The sequence below is a fragment of the Nocardia takedensis NBRC 100417 genome (assembly GCF_000308695.1).
Lineage (GTDB): Bacteria > Actinomycetota > Actinomycetes > Mycobacteriales > Mycobacteriaceae > Nocardia > Nocardia takedensis.
Map to the genome: position 1 here is coordinate 32,548 of NZ_BAGG01000064.1, position 12,620 is coordinate 45,167.

The 12,620-nt window shown below is 69.5% G+C and carries 14 protein-coding genes; 3 read left to right on the plus strand and 11 right to left on the minus strand.

The genetic code is table 11. The annotated features are described in order from the left end of the window. Positions 1-35: 35 nt before the first annotated feature. A complete protein-coding gene (locus ON30_RS13745) occupies positions 36-602 on the plus strand; it encodes a TetR/AcrR family transcriptional regulator (RefSeq protein ID WP_040707259.1) in 567 nt (188 codons plus the stop codon). 103 nt (positions 603-705) lie between these two features. On the opposite strand, the gene ON30_RS13750 is transcribed toward ON30_RS13745, so the two are convergent. After that, positions 706-1,929, minus strand: coding sequence for an RNA polymerase sigma factor (locus ON30_RS13750; RefSeq protein WP_040707260.1), 1,224 nt, complete (start codon positions 1,927-1,929; stop codon positions 706-708). A 7-nt stretch (positions 1,930-1,936) separates the two neighbouring features. Beyond that, positions 1,937-2,293 (minus strand): YciI family protein, encoded by a 357-nt coding sequence (locus ON30_RS13755; RefSeq protein WP_040707261.1) that lies wholly within the window; start codon positions 2,291-2,293, stop codon positions 1,937-1,939. Positions 2,294-2,496: 203 nt separating this feature from the next. Here ON30_RS13755 and ON30_RS13760 point away from each other — a divergent pair, with 203 nt between their 5' ends. Beyond that, positions 2,497-3,027, plus strand: coding sequence for a hypothetical protein (locus ON30_RS13760; RefSeq protein WP_040707262.1), 531 nt, complete (start codon positions 2,497-2,499; stop codon positions 3,025-3,027). Positions 3,028-3,095: 68 nt separating this feature from the next. Here ON30_RS13760 and ON30_RS13765 read toward each other — a convergent pair whose 3' ends face one another. The 3 genes from ON30_RS13765 to ON30_RS13775 all read right to left on the minus strand — a co-directional run bounded on the left by ON30_RS13765 (position 3,096) and on the right by ON30_RS13775 (position 5,438). Further along, positions 3,096-3,371: a GlsB/YeaQ/YmgE family stress response membrane protein gene (locus ON30_RS13765; protein WP_040707263.1), complete on the minus strand. Its 276-nt coding sequence runs from the start codon at positions 3,369-3,371 to the stop codon at positions 3,096-3,098. 156 nt (positions 3,372-3,527) lie between these two features. Next, positions 3,528-3,731, minus strand: coding sequence for a cold-shock protein (locus ON30_RS13770; RefSeq protein WP_040707264.1), 204 nt, complete (start codon positions 3,729-3,731; stop codon positions 3,528-3,530). Between the two features lie 114 nt (positions 3,732-3,845). Continuing rightward, positions 3,846-5,438, minus strand: a complete 1,593-nt coding sequence (locus tag ON30_RS13775; protein ID WP_306307379.1) for a sensor histidine kinase — start codon at positions 5,436-5,438, stop codon at positions 3,846-3,848. Positions 5,439-5,706: 268 nt separating this feature from the next. On the opposite strand from ON30_RS13775, the gene ON30_RS13780 reads away from it, so the two are divergent. Continuing rightward, the gene (locus ON30_RS13780; RefSeq protein ID WP_040707265.1) at positions 5,707-7,512 is read left to right on the plus strand and encodes an alkyl/aryl-sulfatase; all 1,806 of its coding nucleotides are present in this window, start codon (positions 5,707-5,709) and stop codon (positions 7,510-7,512) included. A gap of 76 nt (positions 7,513-7,588) precedes the next feature. On the opposite strand, the gene mbp1 is transcribed toward ON30_RS13780, so the two are convergent. From mbp1 to argS, 6 genes are all read right to left on the minus strand, one after another. Beyond that, entirely contained in the window at positions 7,589-7,834 is a 246-nt protein-coding gene (gene mbp1, locus ON30_RS13785; protein WP_040707267.1) for a microaggregate-binding protein 1, read from the minus strand. A gap of 62 nt (positions 7,835-7,896) precedes the next feature. Continuing rightward, complete coding sequence (locus ON30_RS13790) at positions 7,897-8,739, minus strand: 2-phosphosulfolactate phosphatase (RefSeq protein ID WP_083911391.1); 843 nt, start codon at positions 8,737-8,739, stop codon at positions 7,897-7,899. Between the two features lie 49 nt (positions 8,740-8,788). Continuing rightward, on the minus strand, positions 8,789-9,442 hold the full coding sequence (locus tag ON30_RS13795; RefSeq protein WP_245554037.1) for a GNAT family N-acetyltransferase: 654 nt from the start codon (positions 9,440-9,442) through the stop codon (positions 8,789-8,791). Positions 9,443-9,504: 62 nt separating this feature from the next. Continuing rightward, complete coding sequence (locus ON30_RS13800) at positions 9,505-9,912, minus strand: NUDIX hydrolase (RefSeq protein ID WP_218006263.1); 408 nt, start codon at positions 9,910-9,912, stop codon at positions 9,505-9,507. Positions 9,913-9,937: 25 nt separating this feature from the next. Next, complete coding sequence (locus ON30_RS13805; protein ID WP_040707374.1) at positions 9,938-10,681, minus strand: class I SAM-dependent methyltransferase; 744 nt, start codon at positions 10,679-10,681, stop codon at positions 9,938-9,940. Between the two features lie 131 nt (positions 10,682-10,812). Next, positions 10,813-12,561, minus strand: a complete 1,749-nt coding sequence (gene argS / locus ON30_RS13810; RefSeq protein WP_040707269.1) for an arginine--tRNA ligase — start codon at positions 12,559-12,561, stop codon at positions 10,813-10,815. Positions 12,562-12,620: the final 59 nt, after the last annotated feature.

The following is a 12,620-nucleotide window of genomic DNA, read 5'->3' on the forward strand; positions in this document are numbered from 1 at the left end:
AGAACAAACGTCTAAGACGCTGCTAGGGTCGAGGCATGGGAAACCGGGAAGACCTGCTGGACGGGGCGCGCAAGGCCATCCTCGAACGCGGCCTGGCCAAGGTCACCGCCCGCGACATCGCCACCGCGGCCGGCGTGAGCCTGGCCGCCATCGGCTACCACTTCGGCTCCAAGGAGCAGTTGATCACCCAGGCGCTGACCGAAGGTCTCGGCGGCGGCATCGGGGACCGGATGGACGAGGTGATCCGCGCGGGCGAGCACCCCCTGAGCCACGGAATGGGCGAGATCTGGACGCGACTGCTCGCGATCCTGCGCGACAACCGCGAGGGCATGACGCTCAGCATGGAACACCTGGTGCGCGTCGCCCGCTCGGAGCAATCGCGCGCCTACATGGCCGAAGCCTCCGAACACGCCTACGCCGACCTGACCCGGAGCCTGCGCGACACCTACCCGGACCTCACCGACGAACAGGCCCGCGCCCTCGGCAAACTCGTCTTCACCCTGTTCCAGGGAGTGGCGGTGCTGTGGCTGGCCGCCCCCGACCTGGAACTGCTCGACGGCGCGGACCTCACGACCGCCGTCGAGGCGCTGAACAGTCTGTGAACGGGCCGCGTCGCACGCGCGGGTGAAGGGGGTGGGTATCCATCGGAGCGGCCCGTCGAGAACCGTTCCGCCTCCGGCGATCCGGTCGCTCATACGGTGATGATCACGCGCGCAACGCGTTTCGGGCGCGACGCAGATAGTCCTGTTCGACGGTGTTGTTCGTGCGGGCCAGGGCGCGGTCGTAGGCGGCCACGGCTTCGGTGTCGCGGCCGAGGCGGGCCAGCAGCGCGGCACGGACGGCGTGGTAGACGTGGAAGTCGACCAGGCCGAGGGCGTCGACTTGTTCGAGTGCTGTTCGGGGGCCGTGGATCTCGGCGACAGCGACCGCGCGGTTGAGAGTGACGACGGGGCTCGGCGCGATGGCCGTGAGCTGGTCGTAGAGGGCGAGGATCTGCGTCCAGTCGGTGGCGGCGGCACTCGGCGCGTCGCTGTGCACGGCGTTGACGGCGGCCTGGATCTGGTACGGGCCGGGCCGGTTCTCGCGCAGACAGCGGCGCACGAGAGCTTGGCCCTCGGCGATGAGGTCGCGATCCCAGCGGCCGCGATCCTGGTCCGCGAGCAGCACCAGTGCGCCCTCGGTGTCCGTGCGTGTGGCGCGGCGCGCGTCGACGAGCAGCATGAGGGCGAGTAGACCCAGCGCCTCCGGTTCGTCCGGCATCAGCGCCGCGAGCAGCCTGGCGAGCCGGATGGCCTCGTCCGTGAGGTCGGTGCGGGCCAGATCGGGGCCCGAACTCGCGGTGTGCCCCTCGGTGAAGATCAGGTAGAGCACGGCCGCGACCGCCCGCAGGCGATCGGGGAGATCCGCGTCGCGCGGGACGCGGTAGGGGATGCGGGCGTCGCGGATCTTGCGTTTGGCGCGGACCAGGCGCTGGGCCATGGTCGGCTCCGGCACCAGGAACGCGCGCGCGATCTCGGCGGTCGACAACCCGCCGAGCAGACGCAACGTCAACGCGACGCGGGCCTCCGGCGCGAGCGCGGGGTGGCAGCAGGTGAAGATCAGGCGGAGTCGGTCGTCGGGCACCGGGCCCTCCTCGACAGGGTCGTCGGCCTCCGGCGGAGACAACGCCGCCGCTTCGGTCTGTCGGTTCCGGCCCACGGCCTCCCGGCGGAGGCGGTCGAGGGCCCGATGTCCGGCCGTGGTGATGATCCAGCCCGCCGGACTCGGCGGTGTGCCGGTGCGCGGCCAGTGGTCGACCGCCGCCGCGAACGCGTCCTGGACCGCCTCCTCGGCGAGTTCGATATCGCCGAAGCGGCGGACCAAGACCGCGACCGCCCGCCCGTACTCCCGGCGGAAGACACGGGCGATGTCGGCGGACGACGGGGTCACGGTGCGCTCAGTTCCGGGCCTCGCCCTGGAACGGGCGGACCTCGATCGGCAGGACCCGCACGGCCGCGGCCTGCTTGGCCGCCCAGGCGAGCGCCTCGTCCAGATCCGCCACCGCGATCACGACGATCCCGCCGAGATGTTCCTTGCCCTCGGCGTACGGGCCGTCGGTGGTGAGCACATCGCCTTCGCGCATCCGCACCACCGTCGAAGCCTCCGGTCCGTGCAGGCCGCCGGAGAAGACCCACACGCCTGCCGCCTTCATCTCCTCCTCCACGGCGCGCAGATCGTCCATGATCGGCCCGAGCACCTCCGGCGGGGGCGGGTCACCGACAGGTTGGTGCAGGGCGAGCAGGTAGTTCTTCATCGCGGCTCCTCCGTTCGGGGCCGACACCGTGTCGACCTCACCCTCTACACGAACGACCACCGCCGAAATCGACAGCGTCCGGACGAGAAGGTTGTCACCGTGCGATGGACGCGGTGTCTCAGCGTATTTCTCCTCGGTTTCGATCGGGTCTCACCGTGGCGGGTCACGGAGGCGGGCCGATCGCGGGGGTATCGGGTGGGGCTATGCGATACGCCTGGATCAGCGCCGACGAACCGGCACCGGAGGCCATGGCCATCCGGTGGCTCGCCGGACACGACAACTGGAGCATGCGCACCCTGCTGAGCCGCCAACCGATCCGTCCCGACGATCTGTTGCTGTCGGCCTTCGCCACCGGTCACACCCTCGAACCCGGCACACAGTACGCGGCGGGCCCCGTGCTGTGCCTGAACCCGGACCTTTCCCTGCTGGCCTACGCGATGCGCGTGGCCGCCGATCAGCCGCTGGCGGTGGTCGAAGCCGCCGGGATGCGGGTCCGCGGGTGGGCGGCGGCGTGCGGGGCGCTGGATCTGGCCGCGGACGCGCCCACACCGCCCGCGGACCCCGAGATCGCCCGCGCCCTGGTCACTCTCGGCGACACCGGTCCGCACGCCGTGCAGCACGGCAGTCGCGACTACATCGATGCCGTCGCGGTGCTCGACGCCGCCGACACTCCGCGCGACTACGTGCGCACCTACCTGCTGGCGCGCGAAGTGGGTGGGTCGGTCGAGGTGTGACCGGCCGACCGCGCACAGCAAGAGAGGGCAGTCGCGGAAAGCGACTGCCCTCTCTTGCTGTGCGGGGATCAGCGCAGCGCGCGCCGACGACCGGTGACCAACTGGACCAGGAACAGCAGCACGACCGCGCCGCCCAGGCAGGTGAAGAAGCTGAACCAGAGGCCGCCGCCCTCGACGTCGACGCCGAACAGCTTCAGCAGGAAGCCGCCGAGCAGACCGCCGACGATACCCACCACGATGTTGAGCAGGATGCCCTGCTGCGCATCGGTTTTCATGATCTTGCTGGCGATCCAGCCGGCCAGGCCGCCGATGATGATCCAGCCGATGATTCCGAGTCCGAGCATCGCGGGTGTTCCTTTCCGAGCCTGCCGCACCGGGCGGTGCGTGCGTTCGGCTCCGACATACCCGCGCCGAACCACCCCAATCCACCGTGTCGGCGATCATCCGGAAAAGCAGAGAACCCGCGTCGATGACGCGGGTTCTCCGGTGGGTCAGCTCATTCAGATGACGCGGACACCTTGGGCCTGCGGGCCCTTCTGGCCTTGGCCGATCTCGAACTCGACGCGCTGGCCCTCCTCGAGGGACTTGTAGCCGGAGCCGGAGATCTCGGAGTAGTGGACGAAGACGTCAGGGCCGCCCGCATCCTGGGCGATGAAACCGAAGCCCTTCTCGCCGTTGAACCACTTCACACTGCCTTGTGACATGAGTTTGTCTATGACTTCCTGTAGTGAGCCGGACGATCACTGCAACAATCCGTGCTCGCCCTCCAGCATGCCAGACGATCCGCTCGGCCGAGCGGGCGGGCGTGGACTCGGCGGTCAGATGCCGGCCGCGTCCTGGTGGGCGTCGGAGTCGGAGGACGCCGGCGCGGGCAGGGTGAACCGGAAGCGGGTGCCGCCCTGATAGTCGGTGTCGATCCAGATCTTGCCGCCGTGGTACTCGACGATCTTCTTGCAGACGGCCAAGCCGATGCCGGTGCCACCGTATTCGTCGCGGGAGTGCAGGCGTTGGAAGATGACGAAGACCTGCTCGGCGAATTCGGGGGCGATGCCGATGCCGTTGTCGCTGAGCGCCAGTTGCCACATGCCGGTGTCGGCGTCGAGTTCGGCGTCCACGCTGATCCGCGGCGGGACATCGGGCGCCGCGAATTTGATGGCGTTGGCGATCAGGTTCTGCCACAGCATGGTCAACAGCGTGGGGTCGCCGACGATCTCGGGCAGCCGGGCGGGCAGTTCGATCCGGGCGTGGCTGTTCTCGATGACCGAGGAGATATTGGTCAGGGCGGCGTCCAGGGTGGTGCCGAGTCCGACCCGTTCGGCGCGTTCGGTCAGCCGGCCGACGCGGGAGTAGGCGAGCAGATCGTTGATCAGGGTCTGCATGCGCTTGGCGCCGTCGACCGCGTAATCGATGTACTGCTTGCCGCGCGCGTCGAGTTTGTCGCCGTAGCGCTTCTCGATCAGCTGACAGAACGAGGCGACCTTGCGCAACGGTTCCTGGAGATCGTGCGAGGCGACGTAGGCGAACTGTTCGAGCTCGGTGTTGGAGCGGCGCAGTTCCTCGGTCTGCAGGTCCAGGTCGGCCTTCTGCTCGGCCATGGCGGCTTCGGCCGAGCGCGAGGCCGCCAGATCGGCGACGATGCGCTGCCGCATGCGTTCCACGGCCGCCGCGACCGTGGTGACGTCGACCGGGCCGGTGACATCGATGCGGTGCTCGAAATCGCCGCCCGCCACCCGCAGCGACGCGTCGGTCAGCACCGAGAGCGGACGCGCGACCAGGCGGCGGGCCAATATCGTCAACACCAGTCCGGTCAAGAGGAACACCGCGACCATGATCGAGAGGACCGCGTTGCGCACGGTCCTGGCGTCGTCGAGGGCGGCGCGGTCGGCGGCGATCGCGGCCGTGAGATGGGCGTTCTGGGTGGCGGAACTCGCCCGCACCGCGTCGAACAGGGCCTTGCCCCGCGCCGAATCCGGTGTCGTCGGGGTGGCGGAGGACGCGATCGGGCCCGCGAACTCGGCGCGCCAGGCGTCGGCGGCGGTGCGGACCGCGTCCAGATCGGCCAGCAGATCGGGGTGCCCGTCGACCAGCACCGCGATGCGGTCGGCGGCCTCGGTCGCGGTCGGTTGCCCGTCCAGATACGGCTGCAGGAACTGGCGGTCGCCGGTGATGGCGTAGCCGCGGATGCCGGTCTCCTGGTTGACCAGCGCCGCCTGCAACTCGTAGGCGCGGGTCAGCGCGGGTTGGGTGTGGTTCAGCACGCGGTCGGTGGCGTCGTTGGTGTTGGCGATGACCTGCGCGCCCGCACCCGCGCCGATGACGACCACGATCGTCATCACCGCCAGCACCAGTTGGAACCAGGTCTGCACGGTGAAGCGCCCGACGAACGACGTCCGGCTGACGGGTGTGCTCACTGCTCGTCCTGCTTTCGGTTCGGCAAGCCCGTCCCCGAGCGGCGCCGAGGGGCCGGCGTGGGTCGGTGGGCCTGCGAACGCGATCCGGACGACCCCTGGGGCCGCGATGGACTCCGCGGTCGTCGGGACGGACCGAGGCAGCCGAATCGTATCCGAACCGGGGATCGGCCCGTGGCCCGCACTTCACCCCCTACGGGTGAAGTGCGGCGAGCAGGGGGTGTCGAGCATCGGGGGGACGAGTCGAACCGAGCTGAGGAGCTGATCCCCGATGGCGCTGGACTACGACGATCGCACCGATTTCGAGAACGCGGATCGCGGGTTCATCAAGACCCTGACGCCGATGCGGATCACCGGGGCCGACGGCACGGTGGTCTTCGACACCACCGGGTACGCGTTCCTCGACGGGCCTTGCCCGGACACGATCGACCCGAGTCTGTTCCGGCAGGCGCAACTGTGCGCGCGGAACGGACTCTACGAGGTCGTCGAGGGGATCTACCAGATCCGCGGTTTCGACATCTCCAACATGACCATCGTCGAGGGCGAGACCGGTGTGATCGTGATCGATCCGCTCATCTCGGCCGAATGCGCGGCGGCAGGCTTGGCGCTGTATCGCCAGGAGCGCGGGGACCGGCCCGTCACCGCGGTGATCTACACGCATTCGCACGGCGACCACTTCGGCGGCGTCGGCGGCGTCCTGCCCGACGGCCGCGGCGACGTGCCGATCCTCGCGCCCGCGGGTTTCATGGCGGAAGCGGTCGCGGAGAATGTGTACGCGGGTGTGGCGATGACCCGGCGCGGCACCTACATGTACGGCATGGGCATGACGCCGGGGCCCGAAGGACAGTGCAGCACCGGCCTCGGCATCCAGGCGTCCACGGGAACGGTGGGCCTGATCGCGCCGACCCTGGACATCACGCACACGGGTCAGCGCGAAACCGTCGACGGCGTCCCGATCGTGTTCCAGATGACGCCCGGCACCGAAGCCCCCGCCGAGATGAACTTCTACTTCCCGCGCCACCGCGCGCTGTGCGTGGCCGAGAACGCCACTCACAACCTGCACAACTTGCTGACCCTGCGCGGCGCCCAGGTCCGCGACCCGCGCGTCTGGTCGCGCTACATCGACCAGGCCATCGAGATGTTCGCCATCGACGCCGAGGTCGCTTTCGCCTCGCATCACTGGCCGACCTGGGGCGTCGACAACATCGTGTCCTACCTGTCCGAGCAGCGCGACATGTACATGTACCTGCACGACCAGACCGTGCGCATGATGAACAGCGGAATGAACGGCGCGGAGATCGCCGAGTCGATCCAACTCTCGCCCGGCCTGGACGCGGCGTGGAGCGTGCGCGGGTACTACGGGTCGGTCAGCCACAACGTCAAGGCGATCTACCAGCGCTATCTCGGCTGGTTCGACGGCCATCCCACCTCGCTCTGGGAGCATCCGCGCGAGGCGAAGGCCGCGCGCTACGTCGAGACGATCGGCGGCGTCGAGGCCGTCATCGAGAAGGGGCGCGCCTACGCCGACTCCGGCGACCTGCGCTTCGCCGCCGAACTGCTCACCCACGCGGTGTTCGCCGAACCGGACAACGCGACTGCGAAAGAAGCGCTCGCCCAGGTCTATCAGCGTCTCGGTATCGGTGCGGAGAACGCCACCTGGCGCGGCTTCTACCTCACCGGCGCGCGCGAACTGCGCACGGGAATCCAGTCGACCCCGCTGAACCTCGGCTCGGGCATGGCGGCGGCCCTGTCGGTGGAGCAACTGTTCGACACCGTGGCGATCCGGGTGAACGGGCCGCGAGCGGCGCGGGAGTCGTTCCGGATCGAATGGAACTTCACCGATCTGGACACCGTGGTACGGCTGACCCTGTCCAACGGCGTGCTGATCCAGACCCCGGACCCGCGGTCGAAGGTGCCGGTCGATCTCACGGTGAACCTCACCCACGCGCAACTGCTCGGCGTCCTGGCGGGTAAGGGACTCGACGGCATCGACCACACCGGCGACCCGACGGTGCTGAAGCGTCTGTTCGCCCTGCTCGACGCCCCCGATCCGGATTTCGCCATCGTCACCCCCTGAGCGCAGACGGTTCGAACGCGACCGAGGTGGTCGAGCCCTGCGGCCCGACCACCTCGAGAAGTATCGTTCTGGCCGGTCAGCGGTCGTTCTGATGCGCGGCCTGGCGCGCCTCGTCCACGTCGGCCTCGGCGCGCGCCTTCTCCGCGGCGGCTTCCTTCTGCGCGGCCTCACGCTGGGATTCGGCCTTGTCCTGCTGGGCGCGGCCTTCCTCTTTCAGATCGTTGTGGCCGGTGACCAGGCCCGCGGCCTCTTTGGCCTTGCCTTTCACGTCCTCGACGACGCCTTCGACACCTTCACGAACTCCGTTGCCATGTTCGGGCACTGTGTGACCTCCCGTCGGAAATGAACTGTCCCTTCCGGCGTACCCCGACATCGGCGAGGCAATCAGCCGTGACGACGGTCACCGACGATCGATGGGTCGGAGGCGTCGTCGGCTTCGGGTAGCCGATCGGCGGTGCCCGCGCTGTCGCCTGCGGCATCGGTGAAGGCCCGGTCGACCAGAAGCGGAACCACCGCGCTGGCATCGACCTCGACGGCCACCGCCACGTCGTCGGCGAACCCGATGGCCGTCAGTTCGCGCGCCGACGCGCAGTCGCCGAGCAACGCGGCAAGGTCGGCGACGCCGTCGTGGCTCGCCTTCGCGACCACGGCTTCCGGCGACAGCGGACCCGCGCCCAGATCGGCCAGCGCGGCGATCACGGCGGCGGCGCCCAGCCAGTCCTCGACCGCGGGGCGCACCACGTCCTGGCCCGGCCAATGCTCACCGGCGGCGATCACCGAGACAGGTCGGTGCGCGGTGCCCCAGCCCTGCGCGACGATCCAGCGCGCGACCGCGGACGCGTTGCGCAGGCAGGCCGCGAGCACCGGCACGCCGTCGACGGCCGCCGAGATAGCCGACCCGTTCGGCGACGGCAGCACCAGGCGGGCCGGAGCGGGCGCGCGCCGCAACGCCGCGGGCGAGAGCGACCACGGCTGCTCCGCGCAGACGGCGCTGCGCCCCACCGCCAACCGCGCGTCCCTGGCGACCGCGAACTCCGCGGCGGTCTCGTCGCGCCACCGATAGGGCAGGACCCGCGTGCCCGCCTCGACCGCCACCGTCACCGAGGTCGTGAAGGACAGTACGTCGACCACGACGAGGGCGGCGCTGCCGGGACCGAGCGCCCGCGCGCCGGTCAACCCCCAATCCAGTCGAACTCCCGAGCCGCTCTGCCTCGCCCATTCGGGAATCACCGGCGCCCCCTTCCGTTGTGGACGAGTCTCGCAGACGCTGTGAGAGTCAAGGGGTTCGGCTCCCGAACAGGGGCAGGCATTCCGCTAAACCACTCACCCGCACCGGCACGCGGCGATGCGCCTCCCACCGCGCGCGAGTCAGCCGCAACCTCCGCAGCACCGCGGGCTTCCCCCGCACCGCGTGCACCTCGATCCCATCCGGCTCGTATCCGAGTGTGCGGGCCACGCCGTGCGAGGCCGGATTGTCCTCGAAAGCACCCGAAACCGCCGTGGCCGCCGCGAGGTGGACGAAGGCCACCTCGAGCACCGCCGCCCGCATCTCCGTGCCGATCCCGCGGCCGTGGTGGGCCCGGCCCAGCCACGAACCGGTGTTCACCTCCGCGCAGACCGCGAAATCCTTCGCGCCGACCGACTGCGTCCCCACCACCACACCGTCCTGCAGGACGACCAGATTCAGCGTCCACGCGTCCGTCCGCCAGTCCGCCCAACATCCCCAGTGCCACCGCAGAACCCGCCGCGCCCGCTCGTCCGGGTCCGCGTCGGTCCACTCCGCCGTGAAAGGCTGCACCGCCGGATCGTGCACCCCCTCCGCCGCCACACCCGCCAGCGCCCCCAACTCCGCCATACCGGGCATCCGCAATTCGAGTCGCGGTGTCCGCACACGCAAGTCGGCCAACGGCCAATACGACGACAAGCTCATGTGGGCAATCATCGCCGGCCACCAGCCCCCCGATCCACCGATTTTCTCCGCGTTTCCGGGATTCAGGGGTGGAGGAGGTGGAGCCAGGCGTGTTGGTTGTCGGCCAAGGGGGTGGTCAAGGGGAGGGGGGTGAAGTGGCAGGCGAATTCGAGGCTGGCGTCCGTGTCGGTTCCGGCTACGCGGTGGGTCCAGGAGTCGGGGGTTTCCGGACGGGCGCGTAGGTGGAAGAACGTGGTGTGGCGGGGGTGACCCGATTCCGGGTGCGGGCGGTGGTCGACGGTCAGGCGTGCGATCACCTCGAGGTCGAACAGGCCGGTTTCCTCGGCGGTCTCGCGGCGGACCGCGCCCTCGAGGTCCTCGCCCGGGTGCACGCCGCCCGCCGGGATCTGGGTGCCCGCCTCGGGAATTCCCACGTGGTCGAACACCAGCAGTTCCGGGCCACGGTGGTGGCGCAGGACGTAGGCGGCCACCCGGATCCTCGGTCGCCGTATCGGTTCAGGCATGCAGGACTAAGAACAGGAAGGCGGGGCTGGTGGCGAGGGCGCGGTATTCGTCGGGGAACAGGTCGCGGGCGGCCGGGAGAGGTTGCGGTTCGCTGAGGACCGACACACGGAATCCGGCGGCGGTGAAAGCGTCGGTCATCGCGTGCAGGGGGCGCACCCAGAAGCTCATCGGCGCGGTCTTCTCGCCCATGGTCCAGTGGAAATTCCAGGTGTAGGTGGCGGAATAGTCGGGTTCGAGTCCGGCCAGGCGTTGGAAGCCGTAGGCGACGAAGGGGTGGTCGACCGACACGAGCAGGCGTCCGCCGGGTTTCAGGACCCGCCGCACCTCGGTGAGCGTGGGCCCCCAGTCCCGCAGATAGTGCAGGACCAGCGATGCGACGACGTCGTCGAAAGAGTTGTCGGCAAACGGCAGCGGTGCGGCGAGGTCGGCGACGCGCAAGTCGGTGTCGGAACCGAGTCGTTCGCGGGCCAGCGCGAGCATCTCCCGACTCGAGTCGACACCGGACACGATCGCTCCCCGCTCGCGCAGCGCCATCGTGAGCGGGCCGGAACCGCATCCCGCGTCGAGAATTCGCCTGCCGCTGACCTCACCCGCCAGGTCGAGCATCGCGGGACGCTCGTAGTAGGCGTTGTAGAGATTGTTCTCGTTCTCCGCCGTGTACTCGCCCGCGAAACTGTCGTAATCGTTTGCCTTCGCCGGGACGGCGGCTGCGAAATCTTCTGGGACCGAGCTCATATCGCCATCCTGGCAGGCGGAGAACACATGCTCCTCGGCGGCGCGGGCCACGAAAGTGCCGCGCGATTTCGTGAGCGGTGTCTTCCCGATCGCCGTCGCAGTACGTTTCTGGACTGGACCATCGAAGGCGGCTACATGCGGGTGGGCGCGGCGATGCCGAGCAGGTCCAGTCCGTTGGCGAGGGTGGCGGCGGTCAGGCGACACAGGGCGAGGCGGTTGGCGCGGACGGGTTCGGGGGCGGTGAGGACGGGACAGGTGTCGTAGAAGGCGGTGAACGCGCGGGCCAGGTCGTAGAGGTGGCCCGCGAGGCGGTGGGGTTCGAGAGTGGTTGCCACGTCGGCGATCACGGCCCCGTGCGCGTCGAGGGTCAGTACGAGCGCGCGTTCGGCCGAGGCGAGGGCGACGGTGGGGTCGACGGGGGTGCGCGCGGGGTCGCCGGCTCTAACGAGGATGCCTTGGATGCGGGCGTGCGCGTATTGCAGGTAAACGCCGGTGTTTCCGCTGAAGGCGGTCATCCGGACGGGGTCGAAGACGTAGTCCTTGACCCGACCGGTGGACAGGTCGGCGTACTTGACCGCGCCGATCCCGGCTTGTTCGGCGATGGCGGCGAGGTCCGCGGCGGGCAGATCGGGGTTCTTCTCGGCGACCACGGCGGCCGCGGCGGCGACGGCCGCGTCGAGCAGGTCGGTCAACCGGACCGTTCCACCCGCACGGGTCTTGAAGGGTTTGTTGTCGGGGCCGAGGATCGTGCCGTAGGTGACGTGTTCGGCCGACACCGCGTCGGTGAGCCACCCGGCGCGATGCGCGGCCTCGAAGACCAACCGGAAATGCAGTGCTTGACGGGAATCGGTCACGTACAGCAGGCGGTGCGCGGCCAGCGTTGTGACGCGGTGGCGCAGGGTGGCCAGATCGGTGCTGTCGTAGCCGCAGCCGCCGTCGCTCTTATGGGCGATGAGCACGGCCGGTGTTCCGTCGGGGCCGTTGACCTCCCGCGAAGCCACGACCACCGCGCCCGCGCTGTACTCGGCGACGCCCACCTCCAGCAGCGCCGCGACCGTCTCTGGCAGCATCGGATTGTAAAAGGATTCGCCGACTCGGTCGTCGGCGGTGAGCAGCACCCCGAGGCGGGTGTAGATCGCGTCGAACGCCCGCGCCGACTCGGCGACGATCTCCCGCCAGCGGGCGGTTGTCGCCTCGTCACCGGATTGCAGGGCCACGACCCGGGCGCGGGCGCGGTCGGCGAACGCGAGGTCGGTGTCGAACCGCGCGCGGGCCGCTTTGTAGAGGCCGTCGAGCGCGGATACGGTCGACTCCCCGGAACGCCACGGCCGATCGGGGTGCTCGTCCAGGTACTGGATCAACATGCCGAACTGGGTTCCCCAGTCGCCCAGGTGGTTCACGCGCACGACCTCGGCGCCGAGGAATCCGAGGACGCGGACCAGGCTGTCGCCGATGATGGTGGTCCGCAGGTGCCCGACGTGCATTTCCTTGGCCACGTTCGGTCCTGAGTAGTCGACCACGACCCGCTGCCCGGTCCGGTTCGCGGGCACTCCCAGACGGGGATTGTCCAGACGGGCGGCGACTTGCTTCCACAGCGCGGTGTCGGCAACGGCGGTGTTGAGGAATCCCGGACCGGAAACCGCCACCCGCTCCACCGATTCGCCCGGGACGAAATGCGCGACGAGTCGTTCGGCGAGTTCGCCGGGATTCGTGCCGGATCTCCTCGCCAACGGCAGGGCAGCGTCGGATCGGAAATCGGCGCGGTCGGATCGGCGCACCATCGGGTCGGTTCCCGCCGCCTCGGGGCGGACTCGCGCGATCGCCGCCGAGACGGCGGTGGCCACGACATCGAGCAGCGGAACGACTCCGGCAGCGCTCACAGGACATCCTTTCGGGAGATCGCGTCGAACTGCCAACGGTAGGCCCGCGTGTCCGGGTT

What these genes read in the sequence shown, in the direction of transcription:
- ON30_RS13760 (WP_040707262.1), top strand. Translation starts at nt 2,497, where the DNA reads ATGCGATACGCCTGGATCAGCGCCGACGAACCGGCACCGGAGGCCATG.
- ON30_RS13795 (WP_245554037.1), bottom strand. Translation starts at nt 9,442, where the DNA reads ATGAGCTTGTCGTCGTATTGGCCGTTGGCCGACTTGCGTGTGCGGACA.
- ON30_RS13745 (WP_040707259.1), top strand. Translation starts at nt 36, where the DNA reads ATGGGAAACCGGGAAGACCTGCTGGACGGGGCGCGCAAGGCCATCCTC.
- ON30_RS13805 (WP_040707374.1), bottom strand. Translation starts at nt 10,681, where the DNA reads ATGAGCTCGGTCCCAGAAGATTTCGCAGCCGCCGTCCCGGCGAAGGCA.
- ON30_RS13755 (WP_040707261.1), bottom strand. Translation starts at nt 2,293, where the DNA reads ATGAAGAACTACCTGCTCGCCCTGCACCAACCTGTCGGTGACCCGCCC.
- ON30_RS13780 (WP_040707265.1), top strand. Translation starts at nt 5,707, where the DNA reads ATGGCGCTGGACTACGACGATCGCACCGATTTCGAGAACGCGGATCGC.
- ON30_RS13765 (WP_040707263.1), bottom strand. Translation starts at nt 3,371, where the DNA reads ATGCTCGGACTCGGAATCATCGGCTGGATCATCATCGGCGGCCTGGCC.
- ON30_RS13770 (WP_040707264.1), bottom strand. Translation starts at nt 3,731, where the DNA reads ATGTCACAAGGCAGTGTGAAGTGGTTCAACGGCGAGAAGGGCTTCGGT.